This window comes from Acidaminococcales bacterium (genome assembly GCA_031290885.1).
Lineage (GTDB): Bacteria > Bacillota > Negativicutes > Acidaminococcales > JAISLQ01 > JAISLQ01.
On the sequence record JAISLQ010000067.1, the window covers coordinates 1 to 19,826 of the forward strand.

At 54.9% G+C, this 19,826-nt stretch carries 13 protein-coding genes and 1 pseudogene; 13 read left to right on the forward strand and 1 reads right to left on the reverse strand.

The genetic code is table 11. The features are described from left to right. Window positions 1-207 precede the first annotated feature (207 nt). From LBO03_08315 to LBO03_08330, 4 genes and pseudogenes are all read left to right on the forward strand, one after another. Window positions 208-633: pseudogene (locus LBO03_08315) on the forward strand (AAA family ATPase). Window positions 634-672: 39 nt separating this feature from the next. Further along, a complete protein-coding gene (locus LBO03_08320) occupies window positions 673-1,485 on the forward strand; it encodes a hypothetical protein (GenBank protein MDR3349580.1) in 813 nt (270 codons plus the stop codon). A gap of 244 nt (window positions 1,486-1,729) precedes the next feature. After that, window positions 1,730-3,100, forward strand: a complete 1,371-nt coding sequence (gene trkA, locus LBO03_08325; GenBank protein MDR3349581.1) for a Trk system potassium transporter TrkA — start codon at window positions 1,730-1,732, stop codon at window positions 3,098-3,100. After that, complete coding sequence (locus tag LBO03_08330) at window positions 3,097-4,548, forward strand: TrkH family potassium uptake protein (GenBank protein ID MDR3349582.1); 1,452 nt, start codon at window positions 3,097-3,099, stop codon at window positions 4,546-4,548. The genes trkA and LBO03_08330 overlap by 4 nt, the downstream gene beginning before the upstream one ends. Before the next feature lie 163 nt (window positions 4,549-4,711). Here LBO03_08330 and LBO03_08335 read toward each other — a convergent pair whose 3' ends face one another. Next, window positions 4,712-5,608 carry a chemotaxis protein gene (locus LBO03_08335; protein MDR3349583.1) on the reverse strand — a complete coding sequence of 299 codons (897 nt, stop codon included), beginning with the start codon at window positions 5,606-5,608 and terminating at the stop codon, window positions 4,712-4,714. Window positions 5,609-6,095: 487 nt separating this feature from the next. Here LBO03_08335 and LBO03_08340 point away from each other — a divergent pair, with 487 nt between their 5' ends. The 9 genes from LBO03_08340 to LBO03_08380 all read left to right on the forward strand — a co-directional run bounded on the left by LBO03_08340 (window position 6,096) and on the right by LBO03_08380 (window position 19,459). Beyond that, window positions 6,096-7,028: a phosphatidylglycerol lysyltransferase domain-containing protein gene (locus LBO03_08340; GenBank protein MDR3349584.1), complete on the forward strand. Its 933-nt coding sequence runs from the start codon at window positions 6,096-6,098 to the stop codon at window positions 7,026-7,028. Next, window positions 7,000-8,175, forward strand: coding sequence for a GNAT family N-acetyltransferase (locus LBO03_08345; GenBank protein ID MDR3349585.1), 1,176 nt, complete (start codon window positions 7,000-7,002; stop codon window positions 8,173-8,175). Before LBO03_08340 ends, LBO03_08345 begins: the two co-directional genes overlap by 29 nt. Window positions 8,176-8,184: 9 nt before the next feature. After that, entirely contained in the window at window positions 8,185-11,946 is a 3,762-nt protein-coding gene (locus tag LBO03_08350; GenBank protein ID MDR3349586.1) for a phosphoribosylformylglycinamidine synthase, read from the forward strand. Continuing rightward, window positions 11,939-13,339 (forward strand): FAD-binding oxidoreductase, encoded by a 1,401-nt coding sequence (locus tag LBO03_08355; protein ID MDR3349587.1) that lies wholly within the window; start codon window positions 11,939-11,941, stop codon window positions 13,337-13,339. The genes LBO03_08350 and LBO03_08355 overlap by 8 nt, the downstream gene beginning before the upstream one ends. A gap of 248 nt (window positions 13,340-13,587) precedes the next feature. Further along, window positions 13,588-13,830, forward strand: coding sequence for a hypothetical protein (locus tag LBO03_08360; protein MDR3349588.1), 243 nt, complete (start codon window positions 13,588-13,590; stop codon window positions 13,828-13,830). A gap of 29 nt (window positions 13,831-13,859) precedes the next feature. After that, a complete protein-coding gene (locus LBO03_08365; protein MDR3349589.1) occupies window positions 13,860-14,834 on the forward strand; it encodes a hypothetical protein in 975 nt (324 codons plus the stop codon). A 317-nt stretch (window positions 14,835-15,151) separates the two neighbouring features. Further along, a complete protein-coding gene (locus LBO03_08370; GenBank protein MDR3349590.1) occupies window positions 15,152-16,144 on the forward strand; it encodes an adenosylcobinamide amidohydrolase in 993 nt (330 codons plus the stop codon). A 235-nt stretch (window positions 16,145-16,379) separates the two neighbouring features. Continuing rightward, window positions 16,380-18,029 (forward strand): sulfatase-like hydrolase/transferase, encoded by a 1,650-nt coding sequence (locus LBO03_08375; GenBank protein ID MDR3349591.1) that lies wholly within the window; start codon window positions 16,380-16,382, stop codon window positions 18,027-18,029. 2 nt (window positions 18,030-18,031) lie between these two features. Next, complete coding sequence (locus tag LBO03_08380) at window positions 18,032-19,459, forward strand: CCA tRNA nucleotidyltransferase (protein MDR3349592.1); 1,428 nt, start codon at window positions 18,032-18,034, stop codon at window positions 19,457-19,459. Window positions 19,460-19,826 lie beyond the last annotated feature (367 nt).

Below are 19,826 nucleotides of genomic sequence, written 5' to 3' on the forward strand. Positions count from 1 at the left end.
CGGCCGCAAAAGCCGGAGCCGACGTCCTGGTTTCCGGCAGCGCCATTTTCGCCGCCGCCGACATGCGGCTGCTGATGGATGAAATGCGCGGGGCGGGCGGCGCTTTGCCGCCTGGCGCATAGCGCCGGCGCAAATAGCAATGGATTTGGGGAGGGAAAATTTATGAGCCTGTTCGATCGGGAAATAAAGCCCCCCTTGGCCGAACGCATGAGGCCGCGCAATTTGGGCGAATTCGTCGGGCAGGCGGCGATTGTGGGCGAGGGGCGCTATTTGCGCCGCATGATGGAAAAAGACGCCATTCCTTCGCTTATTTTCTTTGGCCCGCCGGGAACCGGCAAGACCACTTTGGCCAAAGTAATCGCCAACATGACCGGCGGAGTTTTTGAACAGGTGAACGCGACCGTGGCGGGCGTCGCCGATCTCAGAAAAATAATCGCCGCCGCCCGTGAGCGCAAATCGGCGCTGGGCGTAAAGACCATATTGTTTATCGACGAAATGCATCGCTTCAACAAAGCGCAGCAAGACGTGCTTTTGCCTTATGTGGAAAACGGCGTTGTAACCTTGATCGGCGCAACGACGGAAAACCCGTTCTTCGAGGTAAATTCGCCGCTGCTTTCGCGCCTGAAGATCATACGCTTGGAACCTCTGACGGCAAACGACATAAATGAATTGTTGCTGAACGCCATAGCCGACAAGGAACGCGGCTATGGCGAAGCCGGGCTGGACATAGAGGAAGAGGCGCGGCTTATGCTGGCCGAAAGGTGCGGCGGCGACGCCCGGGTAGCCCTCAACCTTTTGGAGCAGGCCGCCGCGCTTTTGCCCGCCGGGGCAAAGTCCATAGGCAAAAAAGAAGCGCGGGAAGTTTTGGCCGAAACCGGCCGGCGCTACGACAAGAAAGGCGACGAGCATTACGATGTCATATCCGCCTTCATCAAAAGCATGCGCGGCTCTTCGCCTGACGCCGCCCTGCATTATCTCGCCCGGATGATCGAAGGCGGCGAGGATTTGAAATTTATCGCGCGCCGCATAGTTATTTGCGCGGCCGAAGATGTCGGCAACGCCGACCCGCAAGCTTTGATCCTGGCGGCGGCGGCGGCCGAGGCGGCTCAATTTGTGGGGTTTCCCGAAGCGTCCATACCTTTGGCGCAGGCGGCCATTTATATAGCAACGGCGCCCAAAAGCAACAGCAGTTATTTGGGCATAGATCGCGCCCTGCAGGACGTTCGGGAAAAATACTGCGGGCGGGTGCCGCCGCATTTGCGCGGAACCGGCTACCGCGGCGCAAAACTTTTGGGGCATGGGCGCGATTACAAATACCCCCATGATTACGAAGGGAATTTCGTCGAGCAGCAATACCTGCCGGACGGTCTTTTAGATAGTGAATACTATAAACCGGGCGGCAATGGTTATGAAAAAACCATCAAAAAACAAATGGAAGCGCATGGGAAAATTTTGAAAAAGGAGAAAGCCCCGCCGCCGGGTTGATGCCGTTCACAGATCAAAAGCAATACGGCCTTTGCGCCGATTTGCCGCCCGGCTTTCCGCAGCGCCTCGCCGAACTACGGGTTCGCCTGCGTTTTGCGCCGCGCCGGATGGCAAATTGTCGCGCAAATCCTGTTCGTGTTTTAAGCCGTGAACAGTAGGAAACGGCGCAAAAGCAAAGGCGGGCGTTATCCGCCCATGGCGTCCGCCCGCGCTTTCGGCGGGGAATCCGCGAAGGGAAAAATCGATGAAAATAATAATAATCGGCTGCGGCAAAATAGGGTACAATTTAGCCGAAAACTTGGCGGAAGAAGACAATGAAGTCGTCATTGTGGACAAAAAAGCCGAAGTGCTAAAGAAAGCCGTGGAAAATATTGACGCCATGTGCGTAAACGGCAGCGGCGTCAGCACGGGCGTACTGCTGGAAGCCGGGGCGCGCGGGGCGGACTTGCTTATCGCCGCCACCGCCGGCGACGAAATGAACATGATTTGCTGCCTGACCGCGAAAAGCCTTGGCGCCAAACACACTATTGCCCGCATACGCGATACTCAGTATGCCAATGAACTGTCCACGCTCAAATATGAGCTGGGGCTTGACATGATCATAAACCCGGAACAGGAAGTGGCCGCGGAAATAAGCAGGCTGCTGCAATTCCCCCCTGCCCTGAACGTTGAGGTTTTTGCCGGCAATCAAGTGGAAATAATTGACATACGCGTTAAGAAAGACATGCCGATCATCGATAAAAAGCTGAAGGATCTCGCGCCCGAATACGCCGCCAGCGTCCTGGTCGGCGCGGTATTGCGGGAAGATTGCGCGATCGTCCCCGGCGGCGAATTTGCGGTCAGGGAAAACGACCGGCTGTATATCGTCGGCAAACCCGCCATGTTGTATGAGTTTTGCTTAAAGTGCGGCATACGCGCCGAAAAAATCAAGGCCGCCATGATCATGGGCGGCGGGCGCATCGGCTATTATTTGGCAAAATACCTTGACTCGGTAAACATCAAAGTCAAAATCATAGAAAAAGACTATGAGCGTTGCGAAGAATTGGCGCAGCAGTTGCCGCGCGCCGTAATAATCCACGGCGACGGTTCCGACGGGGCGGTGTTGGAGATGGAAAATATAGACAAAATGTCGGCTTTCATTTCCGTAACCGGACACGACGAGGACAATCTGATCGCCGCTTTTTTTGCCAAGGAATTTGGCGTCCCGAAAGTCATCGCGAAAACGAGCCGGCCCGCCTTGCCCAAAATCGTCAAAACCTCCGGCATTGACAACCTGGTAAGGCCAAACGAGGTTACAGCCAACCAAATACTGCGGTTTGCCAGGGGACTGAAAAACGCCGTGGGCAATCCGGTAAACACGCTCTATAAAATCGTGGAGGGCAAGGCCGAGGCGGTGGAGTTTACCGTCGGCGGCGCTTCGCGGCTGATAAATACGCCGCTTAAAAAGCTTTCACTGAAAAAAGAAGTGCTGATAGCGGCAATAGCGCGCGGCGGCGAGATATTGATACCGCACGGGGACGACCTGCTCAAGCCGGGCGACATTGTCGTCATAATTACCAAGAACATGTACCTGTCCGATTTAGACAGCATTATCGGCCCGGGGGGCGCGCAATGAATTATCGCTTGATATTTAAGCATATCGGCGCGCTTTGCCTGTTGGAGGCCGGAGCCATGCTCCCCGCGCTGGGCGTGGAAATGTTTTGCGGCCAGGGCGAGGCCGCGCCTTTTGTAAAAAGCGTGGCTATTTTAATTTTTTTGGGATTTTTAATGTACAAGATCAAGCCGCAAACCGATGAGCTTCGCTTTCGCGACGGGTTCGCGCTTGTGGGCATAGGCTGGCTGCTGGTGTCCTTGGCCGGGTCTTTGCCCTATATTTTCAGCGGCGCGGCGCCAATGCTGCCGGACGCCTTTTTTGAATCGGTGTCCGGCTTTTCCACAACCGGCGCCAGCATTTTGCGGAAAGTGGAAGGCTTGCCGCGCGGCGTAGTTTTCTGGCGCAGCACCACCAACTGGTTGGGCGGCGTGGGCGTGCTTGTTTTAATCATCGCCATATTGCCGGCCAAAGCCAGTACGTTACACATTATGCAAGCGGAAAACACAGGGCCGGTCGTGGACAAATTTATGCCGAGAATCGGGCAGATGGCGAAAACCCTGTGCCTTATTTATATCGTCCTGACGGCTGCATTGGCCGCTGTTCTCGTCGCCTGCGGCCTGCCGCTTTACGACAGCGCCGTTCACGCCATGAGCACCGCCGGCACAGGGGGCTTTTCCAGTCGGGACGCGAGCATTGCCGCCTACAGAGGCACAAACGCCGATATTGTCATATTTATCTTTATGCTGGTTTTCAGTTTTAATTTTTCCCTTTACCACAAATCGCTGAACGACAGGGGAAAATCGCTGCTTAATGACGAGGAGTTGCGCGGCTACCTGCTTTGCGTCATCATCGCGATCGCTTTGATCGCTGCCAATCTGGCGGCTGCGGGCGTCTACCGGACTTTGGGCGAGGCGGTGCGCTACGCCGCTTTCCAGGTAAGCTCGGTCGTTACGACGACCGGCTTTGCCACGGCGGATTTTAACCTTTGGCCGGTTTTCAGCAAAACCTTGCTGCTGATCTTGATGCTGACCGGCGGCTGCACAGGTTCCACGGCGGGCGGCTTGAAATTCATGCGCGTGCTGCTTTTGTTCAAAATCATGCGCCGCGAAATCGGCAAAATAATAAGGCCGCACGCCGTCCAAGTCGTGCGGTTTGGGGGAAAAACGATAGAAGAGGGCGTTTTGTTCGGAGTATTGACCTATTTTGCCCTTTACTGTTTGATTTTTATCCTTGTCACGCTGATTGTCGCGTTAGATGGGCATGACCTTGAAACCTGCGCCAGCGCCGCTTTAAGCACCCTCGGCAATATCGGCCCCGGGTTGGGCATGGTCGGGCCGGCCGGCAACTACGCGGATTTTTCCGCCGTCAGCAAAATCGCCATGTCGTTTTGTATGCTGCTGGGCAGAATCGAAATATACCCTTTGGCGCTTCTTTGCTCGCCGGCGTTGTGGCGGCGGACGAACATGTGAACGATGCGCGCCCGCCAATCCGAACGGGCGACGAACACTTCCCCTCCCGCGTGGCGACTGCGGGAACAAACGCCGCCTCTTGCGGCGGCATCGGCTTTCGCCGCCCGGCCGCACGGAAAAACCTTGTGCCGCATTGTCCGCAAACGACTGCCGGACTGCCCCGTTATTTTATGTTGGCGTCGATCAAGCCGATCAATTCGGTTATCTCCGGTTTGGACACCTGCGCGGTAGCGCCGAGCGACTCCCCTTTCAGGCGGTTTTCCTCGTTGATCAAAGAGGAGAAAACAATAACAGGCAGCCCGGACAACGCCGAATCCTCGCGGATGAGCTTGAGCAGGCGGTGTCCGTCCATTTGCGGCATTTCAATGTCGGTGATGACAAGCTGCACCGCTTGGAAAATGTCGTCGTTCTCGTCGCGCAGTTTTTTCAAAATTTCCCAGGCGTCTTTGCCGTTGCTGGTTTCTATGATATTCACATAGCCGGCCTTGCGCAAATTGTCGTCTAACAGTTCCCGCAAAAGATGCGAATCCTCGGCCACGACAATAGTCTTGCCCCCGCGCCTTTTTAAGAGGCCTTCCTCCGTGGTGGCCTTGAACTTGGTAAAAGAGCGGTTGATTTCAGGGCTTATATCGGATAGAATACGCTCAAAATCAAGCAATACAATCATCTTTTCTTCCATTTTGATGATCCCGACCACTAAATTTGAATTGGCGATTTCCGGCGCCGGTTCCATGCGTTCCCAAGAAATGCGGTATATCCTGGAAACCTCGTCAACAAGAAAGCCGGCCTGGTAATTGTTGAGTTCGGCGACGATTATCCTCTTAGGGGTTGAGTCCAACGAACTTAGGCAAGTGGCGAGATTGACCAAAGGTATCACTTTGCCGCGCAAGGTGAACACCCCATCTATAAAAGGATGGGCGCTCGGCATTTTAGTAACAGGCAAAAGGTTTATCACTTCGCGCACTTTGGCGACGTTTATGCCGTAAGTTATTTTGCCCACCATAAATTCTACGATTTCAAACTCATTGGTGCCGCTTTCCAGCAAAATTTCGCTTGCCATTTTTGCCATTCCTTTCTTTACTGTATGAACATTTTACGGAAACTGCGCTAAGGGAAAACACAATCCCTGTTGTTATTATATATTATTCCATTAATATCCACAACTAATATCCACAACTACCTGCAAAAATGCAGTTAAATATTTTGCCTTGCCAACCGCTCGTCCTTGGCGGCGCAACGATTGACAGGCCTGAAGTATTTTGTTAAAATTTTACCATAACGGGAATCTGCAATGGCTGTTGGCGGCGCGGCGCCGGGTGTTTTGCCGTTCGGTTTTTGGCTTTCATGGCGCGCGGCGCTTCTCGCCAAAGGGATCCGGCCGGCTCGTCGTGGGCTTTCGCAAATGTCTGCGGGCAGTTATTTGGATGCCTTCATAAAATCTTTGCTTTGGAGCGACGTTGACATGCCGGTTCATGGTATATACGGATTTTTGGCGGCCGCAGGGCAAGATTGCGCCTGCGGCCTGCGTATTTGCTAAAATCGGGGGAGTGTTTTTTATTTTATTTCGCGATATTACCTTGGCGGACAAGCCGGTATTTGACGATGTTTTCCGGCGCGTGCAATATTCGGGGTCAGAATGTACTTTTACCAATCTTTTTATCTGGCGCTCCTGTTATGATATACGCTGGGCGTGGGAAGACGGGTTTTTGCTGATTCAGGTAACGCGGGAGAAGGAGCGTTTCCTGCTGCCGCCTTTAGGCGGCGAGGACGCCGCTTTGCCGAGCGTGTTGGAAAAGCTTTGCGCGCATTTTGGCCCGTTTGAAATGCGGGGCATTTACCGGGAAATTGTCGAAAAATTGGAAGACATTTTGCCCGGCCGTTTCGCTTTTTATCTCGACAGAAGCAATTCCGATTATATATACCTTGCGGACAATCTCGCGTCGCTGGCCGGGCGCAAGTATCACCAGAAAAAAAATCACGTCAATTCTTTCCGCAAGGCCTATCCCAATTACCGCTATCTGCCTATGGACAAAAATATTACCGTTGATTGCCTGGCTTTCGCGCAGGAATGGAAGGAAAGCAGGGACGGCGCGGAAAGCGATGAGTCGCTGCTTTGCGAGATGAGCGCGATCACGGAGGCGCTTACCAATTTTGGGGCGCTCGGCATACAGGGCGGGGTCATTGTCATTGACGGCAAGGTGGAGGCCATGACTTTCGGCGAAATGCTCAACGCCGATACCGCCGTCATCCACGTGGAAAAGGCCAACCCCGCCATACGTGGGCTTTATGCCGTGATAAATCAGGAGTTTTGCCAAAGGGCCTGGGCGCAAGTGAAATATATAAACAGGGAAGAAGACATGGGAATAGAAGGCTTGCGCAAAGCCAAGCTGTCTTACCAGCCCAAATATCTTTTGGACAAGTTTACCGCGAAAATTAATTTCGGAGCCGGCGATGCTGACAAGAATGTTGAAAAAGCGTGAACTCGCGCAAGCGGGCGATCTATGGGATTATTGCTTTGAAAAAAGGGACGAGCCTTTTTTTGCGTGGTATTTTTCCTCTTACTGCCAGCATCAAAACGTCCTGGGCGCTTTCGAGGCGGAAGCCCTTGCCGGCATGATACATCTTAACCCTTATGCGCTTTTGCTCAACCGCCGCCCGGTCGAGGCGGCCTATCTCGTCGGCGTGGCGGTAGCGCCGCAATACCGGGGGCGCGGCGTGTTGCGCGCCATGCTGGAGGCCGCCTTTAAAACGCTGCGCGAACGCGGCCGGCCGCTGGCCATCTTGATGCCGTCGGCCGCCGGGCTATACATTCCTTACGGCTTTGCCTATTGCTATCAGCGGCTGAGCTATCGGCTGCCTTTGCCTGAAATCGGCCGCCTTTTCCCGAAGGCGGCGGGGTTTGATTTTGTGTTGGCCGCTTTGTCTGACTGGCCGCTTTTTCAGGCGGTGTATGATCAATTTACCCGGCCTGTTAACGGTAGCGCGATACGCGGCGAAAAAGAGTGGCGGGCGGTTTTGGGGGAGCTTTTATACAAAGGCGCGGGACGGGCGGTAATCGCCCAAAGCGCGGGCAAGGTTCGCGGTTATATGCTCTACGCGCTGCAAGGCGGCGTTTTCCGGGTCATTGAGTTGGCCTGGCTTGACGGGAAAGGCCAAGCGGCCCTGTTCGGGTTCATCGGCCGGCACTTTTCGCAATGCGCCCGTTTAGAATGGCTGGCGCCCGCGCATGACCTTACTTTCCTGCGCTTTCCCGATAGTGGGCATTATCCGGCCATTTCGCCTTTTATGATGGGGCGGGCGCTTGACCCCGCGCGGTTTGTGGCTGCCCTGGAGCTGCCGATGCCGGAGGGGGATGGTTTGCGCTTGCAACTCTCTGACGGCGTCATAGCGGAAAACAACGGCGTTTTTTTGCTGAAAGCGAAAGAAGGCCGGGCGGCGCTGTCTCCGGCAGAGGGGCGGCCGGACGCGGCAATGGACATAGGCGTTTTCACGCAATTGTGCTTTGGCGCCTACGCGGCGGACGACCTGTCGCTTGCCGGCCAGCTGCGGGCCGAAAGCGCGCGCGGCATGGAAATATTGCGAAAAGTTTTTCCCGTGCGGAAAAACTACATTAACGAGTATTTTTGAGGTGTATATATGCCAGAAGCGATAAAGAGGATTTTTGTCGAAAAAAGGCCGGGGTTTGCGGTGGAGGCCGCCGCCCTGCTTGCCGACCTTAAAGACAATCTCGGCATTGGCGGGCTGGAAAAAGTGAGGATATTGAATCGCTACGATGTATCCGGCGTTTCGGAGGACGAATTTGCCGAAGCGGCGCGCCTTGTTATGTCCGAGCCGCCCGTGGACGACATTTATCTGAATGATTTTTTTGTTGACGGGGAAACTTTCAGTTTCGCCGTAGAATACCTGCCGGGGCAATACGATCAAAGGGCCGATTCCGCCGCGCAATGTATCAGGCTGATTGCGCGCGGGGAGGGCGTTCTGGTCAAAACGGCCAGAGTGTTTGTCCTTTGCGGCAATCTCTGCGCCCGGGATGTTGAGCTGATAAAAAAATACTGCATAAATCCGGTCGAGGCGCGCGAGGCAAAAAGCGGCGCGCCGTGCGCGGCAGAAGCAGCGGCGCCCCCTGGCGCGGTAAAGCGGCTGGAAGGATTTTCCAAAATGACCGCAGGCCAGTTGCAAAAGCTCTCTTTTGACCTGTCCTTGGCAATGGGCGATGCCGATCTTGTTTTTTGCCAACAATATTTCAAAGACAAAGGCCGCGATCCCACCGTAACGGAAATAAAGGCGCTTGACACATATTGGTCGGATCATTGCCGGCACACCACCTTCAACACCGTTATCGACAAGGTGGAAATACCCGCGCACCGGCATAACGACGCTTTAAAGGCCGCCTACGCGCTTTATCTTAAAGACCGCGAGACGCTTGGCGCGGGCGGGGAGCCGGTTACTCTCATGGACATGGCTCTTCTCGGCATGAAAAAACTGCGCGCCGCAGGAGAGCTTGGCGACCTTGACCTGTCGGACGAAGCAAACGCCTGCAGCATAGAGGTTGCGGCGGATATCGGCGGCGAGCGGCAGGAGTGGCTGGTCATGTTCAAAAACGAAACGCATAACCACCCTACGGAAATAGAGCCTTTCGGCGGCGCGGCCACCTGCCTCGGCGGTGCCATACGCGATCCGCTTTCCGGGCGCGCCTGGGTTTACCAGGCGATGCGCGTTACCGGCGGCGCGGATCCGCGCGCGCCGGTCCGCGACACGCTTGAGGGCAAACTGCCGCAGCGAAAGATCGCGGCCGGGGCGGCGGCCGGGTACAGTTCCTATGGCAACCAGGTCGGCATAGCCACGGGAATGGTGCGGGATTTTTACCATGACCGTTTCTTGGCGAAAAGGATGGAAGTTGGCGCGGTGATCGGCGCCGTGCCCAAAGGCTGGGTCAGGCGGGCGCGGCCGGAACCCGGCGACCGGGTAATACTTTTGGGCGGGCGGACAGGGCGCGACGGCTGCGGCGGCGCTACCGGCTCTTCAAAGAAGCATACGGTGGAATCCCTTACAGATTGCGGGGCACAGGTGCAAAAAGGCAACGCCTTGACCGAACGCAAAATATTGCGCCTGTTCCGGAATCCCGAAGCAACGGGCATGATCAAACGCTGCAACGATTTTGGCGCGGGCGGCGTAGCCGTGGCCATAGGCGAATTGGCCGCCGGCGTCAGGATAAATCTTGATTGCGTGCCGAAAAAATACGATGGCCTTGACGGAACGGAACTGGCGATTTCCGAATCGCAGGAGCGGATGGCGATCGTCGTCGCGGCATCCGATTGCGAACGTTTTATTCAACTGGCGGGCGTCGAAAACTTAGAAGCCGCCGCCGTGGCCGAAGTAACCGAGGAAAAACGGTTGGTCATGCAATGGCGCGGCGACGTCATAGTGGATATTGACAGGGAGTTTTTGGATACCAATGGCGTCAAACAACATGCGGAGGTTTTGGCAAAGCCGCCTGACGGCGAACCTTATTTTTATCGGCTGCCGCCCGACTTTGCCTTGGGCGACCTGAAAACGGCCTGGATGAAAAACCTTGCCAGTTTGGCGGTATGCAGCCAGAAAGGGCTTGTTGAGAGGTTTGACAGCACCATCGGCCGCGGATCTGTCCTCATGCCCTTAGGCGGCGCCAACCAACTGACGCCGGCCGAGGGCATGGCGGCTAACATTCCGGCCCTGTCGGACGACGTGCGTACCGCCACGGTCATGGCTTATGGATATAATCCCGGTTTGGCTTGCTGGAGCCCGTTTTACGGCGCTTTGTACGCGGTAGTGGAAAGCGTTTGCCGGGCGGTGGCGATGGGCGCCGCCCCGGACAGCATACGGCTGTCGCTTCAGGAATATTTTGAGAAAATGGCAAACGCGGAAAGTTGGGGCAAGCCCTTCGCCGCTCTCTTGGGCGCTTATCTGGCGCAGATTGGCCTAAGCGCGCCGGCGATCGGAGGAAAAGACAGCATGTCCGGTACTTTTATGGACATAAACGTGCCGCCGACGCTCATTTCTTTTGCCGTAGGCATAGCGGAGACCGCTTGCGTAACATCCGCCGAATTTAAAAGCGCCGGCCACAAAGTGGTGTTTCTGTCCTGCGAAAAAGACCGCCTGAATTTGCCGGACTTTGCCAAACTGAAGGCAGAGCTTGGCGTGGTGCACAAGGCGATCCGGGAGGGGGAAATCGCCGCCGCCGCGACCATAAAGGAAGGCGGCATAGCGGCGGCGCTCTCGTTGATGTGTTTCGGCAACGGGCTGGGTTTTGTTTTCAGCCGGTTTGTTGCGGCGGCCGAAAGCCTTTTTGTCATGCAGCCGGGCGGATTTTTGCTTGAGCTAAGTGACGGCGCTGAACCGGAAGAACTATTCGACGGATTGGATTGGATGCTGCTGGGGGAAACGGACGGCGGGGGCAGGATTGAAATCAACGGCCAGGTCATTGGCCTTAATGAAGCCAAACAGTCATGGGAAGGGGCCTTGTCGGATATATTCCCGGCCTGCCGGCCTACGGGCGACAAGCCGGCCAAACCTTATTTATATAAACACGCCGGGCCGCGCAAACACGCGGAGCGTATTGCCCGGCCGCGCGTATTCATTCCAGTTTTCCCCGGCACAAACTGTGAGTATGATACGGCGCGCGCTTTCAGCGCGGCCGGGGGAGAGCCGGAAATATTTGTCGTGCGCAACCGCACGAATTTTGATATAATAGATTCGGTAAAAGCTATGGCCGAAGCGGTCGGGCGCGCGCAAATAATAGCTCTGGCCGGGGGGTTCAGCGCGGCGGACGAGCCGGACGGATCAGGGAAATTCATCGCCACAATGTTCAGGAACCCCCGCCTGAAAGAAGCCATCGCGGAATTTCTCGAAAAGCGGGGCGGCCTTATGCTCGGCATCTGCAACGGCTTTCAGGCGCTGATCAAACTCGGCCTTTTGCCTTACGGCGAAATAACCGAATTGATGCCTGATTCCCCGACACTTACCTTTAACGCCATAGGGCGGCATGTATCGGCGGTTTGCGGCACAAAAGTCGTCTCTTGCCTCTCGCCCTGGCTGGCTTTGGACGAGTTGGGGGCCGTGCATAAGGTCGCCATTTCCAGCGGCGAAGGGCGGTTTTACGCTGACGGCGGCCATTTGCGGCGCCTTTTCGCGGCCGGGCAGGTGGCGACGCAATATGTCGGAAATGACGGGTTGCCGGCCGTATTGCCGCCTTGCAATCCTAACGGCTCAGTTATGGCGGTTGAGGGGCTGACCAGCCCGGACGGACGCATATTTGGCAAGATGTGCCATTCTGAGCGCTGGATACCGGGGCTTATGAAAAATATACCGGGAAACAAAGAACAAAAAATATTTAAAGCGGGAGTAAATTATTTTGCCTGAATACAATGCCGTCGATCGGACGATTTTGGCGCAATTGCGGGAAATAGCCGGGTTTGAGCATGTGATTGACGATCCGGAAAAATTAGAGGCTTATAAGACGGACGAAGAAACCAACCCGCGTTACCACCGTTTGCCGGAGGCGGCGGTGTTCCCCGGGAACGTGGGCGAAGTCGCCGCTATAATTAAACTGGCGAACCGGCGCCGTTTCCCGGTAACTCCGCGCTGCGGCGGCACCAGCTTGTGCGGGGGCGCGATTGCCGCGCACGGCGGGATAGTAATGGTGATGTCGCGCATGAACAAAATTAAGGAGATAAACGAACGCTCGCTTTACATGGCGGTCGAATGTGGCGTGCGCACCGAAGACATACAAAAGGCCGCCAACGCCAAAGGCCTTTTGTACGCCGGCGACCCTTGCAGCGCCGACAGCTGCCTGATCGGCGGCAACCTGGCCACCAACGCGGGCGGCAACAAAGCCGTCCGTTACGGCACGACCAGGCATCAGGTATATTCCATTGAAGTGGTAACGCCAACGGGCGATATAGTAAATCTCGGCGCCCGCCTGAACAAAAAGACCACGGGTTATTGCCTGGAACAGCTTGTCATAGGCTCGGAGGGGACGCTCGGCGTGATTACCGGCGCGGTTCTCAAGCTCGTGCCTTTGCCCCCGTGCCGCATCGACCTTTTGGCGGTTTTTACCGACGTTGACAAGGCGATTGACATCGTGCCCCAAATTATTAAAGCCGGCATCAACCCTACCAGCATTGAGTTCATGGCCAACAATGCCATACAGTCGGCCGGGCGCTATTGCGATCTGCGCCTTCCGCGTTTTGCGGACGGCAGCTACGTTATTGTTACCGTGGAAACTTTTTCCGAAGACGAATTGGAGCAAAAAGCGGCATTGCTTGACGGGCTTTGCTCAAAGGGCGGCGCGGCGGAGGTGCTGGAAGCGGACGAACGGGTCTGGCGGCTGCGCAAAGCCTACAGCGAAGCGGCGCGTTCCGAAAGCAAGGTCAATTCGCACGAAGATATAGTAGTGCCTGTCGACTCAATCGCAACCATGTTGAAAAAGATGAATGAAATCGAAAAGAAATACAACCTGCAAGTCCGCACGGTGGCTCACGCCGGTGACGGCAACATTCATTTCATACCGCTCAAAATGGACATGGACGATCGGGAATGGGAAGAAACCTTGGATAAATTCCACGGGGAGGTTTATGAATATGTTTACAGCTTAGGCGGGCGGCTGTCTGGCGAACACGGCATAGGCTGCAAAAAAATTGACACGATGGAGCTTTTTACCGATCCCGTGGAAATGCGGATGATGAAAACAATAAAAAGGGCCCTTGATCCCAACGGGATTTTGAACCCCGGCAAAATTTTCGCTCCGGATTGAGCGGCCAAACAATGCTGTTGTCCGGCCAAATTTGTGAATTCCGCCGAGCCAGTCCGGCTCTGCCACGCTTTGCGCCGGGCGGCAAAAGTCTATAAATCTTGTCCGTGTTTTATGCCGGGAAGCGGCATAAGCTGCGCCTGCGCAAAGCATTTGCCGCCTGTACGGTTTGCTTCTGAACTTAACCTTTGGCGAGGGGGGAGGCAAAAGACGGTTAAGTCCGGCGCGTATGCGCCCTGGCATTGATATTTATGGGAGGGGATAGGCCTGACATGAAAATAAGCGAAGCGCAGACCAAGAAACTTATGGAGTTTAACGGCACCGTATCGTTGAAGCAACTGGCGCTCAAGATGACGCTGACGCGGTTTAAGGGAATTTACAAGCATAACCCTTCTGACCACGTTGTTGCGGAGTGCACCAATCAGATTAACGAGATGTTTGACAAGTTCGGCAGTATTATGCAAAGCGATTATGAGTGGATTGTGAAACTGTAAAAGTAATTTTTGTAGGAGCCGTGAAAAAAATGTTGAAAAATTTGGACTATGTTTCCGGTCTGATACGGACCGGCAAACTTTTGCATATATCCGCCGCCGGCGAACTGCTTGGCAAACTGCCGCGGGGCAATTGGATCGGCGGTTCTACCGAATATTTCCTTGACAAAGCCGGCGGCAAAATCAGCGGCGACCTTTTGGACGTCCGCGAGCTTGACTTTGCGACGTATAAATTCGCATCCTACGACGCGCGTTCTTTGCCGGGCGTTACGCGCGACGCTTATCCGAACGGTTTTTCCATCATTGTATTGCCTTTCGACAGCGAGGTGCATAAGCAGTACGCCCAAAACGCCGCTAACTATGACGATATTTTCATAAAACCGATAGTCGGCTGGATTTCCGGCGTAAACCTTGACAAGCCCGGCCAGTCGCCGCTCGCGGTAAATGGCTTTTCGGGCGAGGCGTCCTCCGACAAGGCCGTTGCGCTGCATGTGGCGCTGCCTGAGGACAAAAGCGTTTCGCTCAACATAATCAACATATTTTCCCCTGATGAAAAAGGCCCGCTCATAGAGTTTGCCGCGGACGGCTTTTCCGCCCAAAGCTGTTTGGTGGATGGAAAGGAAACCGTATTGGCGGATTACATCGCCAAAAACAAACTTGATACTAAATTGCCGCTGGTGGGCGATTATTTCGGCGCCGGCATCAACGTTTCCATCAAACGCATAGAGGGCGGCGCCGTTTACTTTTACGCCCCGGTCTTTCGGGACATCGGCTACCGCTTCGCCAAGCCAATGGAGAACTACGCGCAGGCCTTTAAATCGCATGTTGGCGTCATTGCGGACACCGAATGTGTATTCGCTTGCAACTGCATACTCAACTTTCTTTACGGCGAACTGGAAGGCAAGGATTTAGGCGCGTTTTACGGGCCGATCACCTTTGGCGAGATTGCCTATCAACTGCTTAACCAGACATTGGTTTATCTGCGGGTCGTAGATAAAAATTTTTGACGCCAATCAATCCCGCCCGGCAAGACAAGCCGGCCTTACTGCGGGCGGCGCCCTTGCCAATCGGCCGCATTTGGTTCCCGCCCGGTTTTGGCCGGATGTGGCTCGGGTTTTAGGCTGAAACAAGCAAACGAATATCGCCTGGACCGGGAAGGCGACAAGGGCGCCGCCTTCTCTTTTTTGCCCGGGGCGGCGGTTTGCGCTTTGCCGCCGCCTGCGGCGCAAGGCGGAATTTTTGGATCGCAAAGCCTTGTTTGCGCCGGCGCTGGCGAACAAAATACGCGGAAAGTGTTTATTGACGCGGCAAACGGAGTATGTTAATGTTAATAGCGGAACATCGGCTTATCGGCGGCGGCCGGGCGGAAATAGGCATGGCGGAGATTTCTTTCCGCTTTGACCGTCCGCGCACGGTTTTGAGCACGTCCGAATACAACGGGGGCATTAAGAAAGTTTACGGCGTTTTCAATCAGGAACTGCCGCCGGGAGTAATCAGCGCCGCCGACCTGCCGGGCGGGACGGTGCCGGCTTATTTTGCCATCCGGTCAGAAGAGCTGGGTTTTTCGTCGGCCAGCGGCCTTTTGACTTCCGCCCGTATGCCGTGTTACGGCTATTATAGCGCGCGCGCCGGCGAAATAACGGTGCAGGCTTTCGCGACCGGCGGCGTCGAAGGCAACGCCGCGCGCGCCGGCGAAGCGCCGCTTTACGGGGAAAGCGCATCCGAGTTCGTGCCGCTGGGCGGCACGATCAATTTGTTCGTGTTTTTGTCCTTCGCTCTTTCGCCCGGGTTGCTGACCCGGGCGCTGGTTACGCTGACCGAGGCAAAAAGCGCCCTTTTGGCCGAACTGGGAGTTTTCAGCACTTACGGCGAACATACGGCTACCGGTACCGGCACGGACGGAGTGATTGTCGCGATGAACGACGGCGGGCGTTCTTACAACGATGTCGGCACGCACTCGGAAGTAGGGCATCTTTTGGCCAAAGCCGCCAAGAAAGCCATCGCTTCCACGCTTTGCCGCGAATGTTATTGGGGCGCGTCCGCCCGGCTTTCGGCGGCGCGCGTGCTGGAAAGGCTGAAGGGGAGAGTTGCCGACAAAGAGGCTCTTTACGGCAGCTTCCGCCAACTTTCTTTTGCCGAACAGGAAAGTTTGACCGAAGGCCTGACCGTGTGGTATCTGATAGAAGAACGCCGTGCCTGGAACGGACTGTCGGCGGGCGTTTATGGCTGGCTGCGCGCGGAACTTATGAAGAAATACCCGATTTTGTCCGATTGGCTTTGCGGGCCGGCCTTCAGCGGCCGGAAAGTCTCCCGCTGAAGGCCGGGGCGTTTCGATGTCGTGCCCCAATGCCCATTTTTGCCGCGTTTTCCGCCACGTTCCTTTGTTGGATCGATCCTGTCCGGCAAGCGGCAACAAACGTAACAAATTTTTAACGAAACAGCCGCAAAAATAACTTTATTTTTTTCACGAAATGGTACAATATACTGTGGATTGCGCAATAACGGCGTTGCTTGCCGGGCAGGCGATAAGCCCCAAAATATAGGTGCGGGTTATGCTGAAATTTAAAAATTTTGCGGGACATATTTTATCCGATCTATCCGGCCTTTCTGTCCTTACGGTCTATTTTTCTTGCGTGGCGGTGTTTATTTATTGGGCGCTGTCTTTTTACATGGATGGCTTCGCCGCCTGGCTGCTCGGCGCCGCGTCGCTTATTTTTTATCTGTGCGGCGGGAAATGTCTGCGCGTCCTGTTTTTGTTCGTCTTTGGCCTTTCCGTTTTGTTCCAGAACCACCTAGTAGTTCACTATAGCTATCCTTTCGCCAAAATCGGGCGCGAAATATTGGTCATAGCCTCGGAAAGCACCGGGCTGGAATTTTCGTCCTACCTGCAAGTGATAAAGCCGGATGAATACATGAACTTTTTCTGGCTGCTCATGGCCTGCCTTTTCATCTATGCGTACACCGCGCGGCGAAAGAGGAAAAAGCTGCCGGTCCTGACCGGTTTCTTTTTGCTTCTTTTTGCCCTTTGGAACGACCTTGGCGCCCCCGTTTCCGCCTTTACCAAGGAAATGAGCGAGAACGCGCGGATTTTTGAGCGCTACAAAATGTTCAATTTTAACGCCAAGGATTTTTCCGGCCGCGAAAAATCCACCTGCATAATCGTCATAGGCGAAACCCATCGGCATGACTATTTTGATAAATACGGCTACGACAAAGAATATTCGCCCAATCTTTTAAAAGCCAGAAACGACAATGCCTTATACTATTTTACCGACATGGTGAGCGGATTTTATTATACCACCGGCTCGGTGCCGCTCATACTTACCCGCAAGCCGGTCGAATGTGAGACCCGCTTCTACGACGAAAAGTCCGTCATTTCCGCTTTTAAGGAAGCCGGTTACGCCACTTGGAGCGTTTCCTACACGAAAAGGACCCAGCCGGAAAACGATGCCATGAACCTTATATTCCTGGAAGCGGATCAATACATCAATCATTCGGAAAATTCCGGCACTTTTGACGATGTCGGCATGTTGCCTTATATAAAAGGCATACTTGCCGACGACAGCAAACGGAAAAAATTGATCGTCATAAAAATGATTGGCGCGCATTATCTTTATGAGGAAAGATATCCGAAGAATTTTGAACTGTACAAACCCTCTTACAAAAGCGTTCACAATTATGGCGAGGCGGCCAACGATCTTGCCCTTTTGAAAAACTCCTATAAAAACGCCATAGCCTACAGCGCCAGCTTTATCGATCAATTGGCCGCTATGGCCTATCAGCGGCCGGAACCGGTGCTGATGAGTTTCATATCCGATCACGGCACTTCCCTCGGCGAAGACCCCGCCGGCGGAAAATATGTCGGGCGCGCCAAAGGGGCTTACCATATCGCGTTTTTCATCACGGGCAACCAACCGTTCTGGGGCACGGTCGACGAAAAGATCAGGAGCAATCTTTTACGGCGCCGCCACGCCAGCCTGACGCAGGAATACTTTTCGGAAACCTATTTGTCTTTGGCGGGCATAGAATATTTCGATCCGCGGCTTCGTTTCAATATTGCCGGCGATGGTTTCGAGCCTGCCCAGAACCGGATCGTCTGGACAGGCGTAGGCCTGGAAGGGTATGATTGCCTGGCCAAGGAACCGCCAATTGATCCTTTGGGCGAAAAAACCGCGCCAAAGCCAATAAAAACCGGAAGTTGAGCATGAATCTGCCCCTGCCCGCGCATATAAAAAAAATACTGGGCATCCTTGCCGGCCAAGGCTTCGCCGCTTATGTCGTCGGCGGCGCGGTGCGCGACTGTCTGCTCGGCGCGCAACCGCAGGATTATGACATCGCGACCAACGCGGCGCCGCAGGAAATAGGCATCATTGCCCGGGCAAATGGCCTGAAAATTATTGATAAAATGGTAAACCGTTTTGGCGTAACCATGCTTGTGATTGACAAAGCCACGGTGGAAATCAGTTCCTTCCGCCGGGAGTGGTACGGCGCCGACGCGCACCGTCCAGAAAAAGTAGTCTTTTGCCAAACCTTGGAGGAAGATTTGGCGCGCCGTGATTTTACCATAAACGCTATGGCGGTCGGGGCGGATGGGGAACTGTCCGATCCCTACGGCGGGCGCCTTGATATGGCGCAAAAATGTCTGCGGACCGTGGGCAACGCGGACGAGCGGTTCGCCGAGGACGCCCTGCGCATGTTCAGGGCGTGCCGGTTTTGCGCGCGGTTGGGATTTTTGCCCGCCCCGGAACTAATGGCCGGAATAAACAGGCAAAGAAAGCGCACGCACGGACTTTCATTGGAACGGGTAAAAAGCGAAATAGAAAAAATCCTTGCCGCCGCGCATCCCGACATAGGGCTGCAAATGCTGGCGGAAAGCGGACTGGCGGACGAACATTGCTCCTTCAGGCGGCGCGGGGAGCGAAAACTCGCGGCCATCCTGCCGGAACTGCAAAATGCCGCCGTCCGGGAAACGGAAAAAACCGATGCCGGGCGGGACGCCCGTTTAAGGCCGCTGACGCGTGTTCCCGCCGAATTGTCTGTCCGCTGGGCCGCGTTGTTTTGCGCTGTAACGTCCGCAGGCCGGGAGAAAGCGCCTGAAAACACGCCGGGCGACTGCGGCAAAATAGCTGCGGCAATGGCGGAGCATGCGCTCAACCGGTTTTTATACGGTTCGAAATTTATCCGGCGCGTATCCTGGCTGCTCCGCAACTATGGCAACTTCGCCCTATGTCTGCGTGCCGGCGATGGCCAGATCACGGACTGGTTGCGCACGGAAGCGCAAAGCGGCTATTTTCGCCTGAACAGCGACTTTACGGACGCTTTTTCCCAACTGCGGGAACTGTGCGCCGCCTTCATGTCGAAACATTATGAAAGCGGACAGGAAGCCGCCCTTTTTCGGCAGTTTTCCCAACGGCTCGCGGAAAAGGCCAAAGCCATGCCCGTGCATACGAGCGAATTGGCGATAGGCCCCGCCGATATGGACGGCTGCATGCCAAGCGGCATGACCGGCGACTTTTTGAACCGGCTTTTGCGGAAAACGCAGACAGGCGAATTGAAAAATTCCCGCCCGGAACTTTTGCAACACCTGCATAGCATCTTGCCGCAATCAAATTTCAGGATACAGCGGTTTTAAGGGAACGTCTAATTTTGGCGCCGCCGCCAGGAAAGGCATGTTCCCGGCAAGCGTTTGGGGCGCCTTGCGCTTTTGCTTGTTTTCCCTTACTTGCCGTATCCGTTTTTCACATGGCGCGGACATAATTTAAATATGCCGCGGCAAAGCACGCCCGCCCCCGCGTTACGCACGGGGGTTTTTGCCTTGCATAAAGCCCCGGCACGAAGTCTCGCCCCCGCGTCACGCGCGGTTTTTTTCGGCCGATAATATATAGTCAAATACTTTTAAAACAGTAGCAAAGAGCGTCATCAAAACAAGAAAAATTAGCGAGCGTTCTGCGCAGTTTAGCTTTCAGCCATGCCCAAAAGTTTTCAATTGGATTCAATTC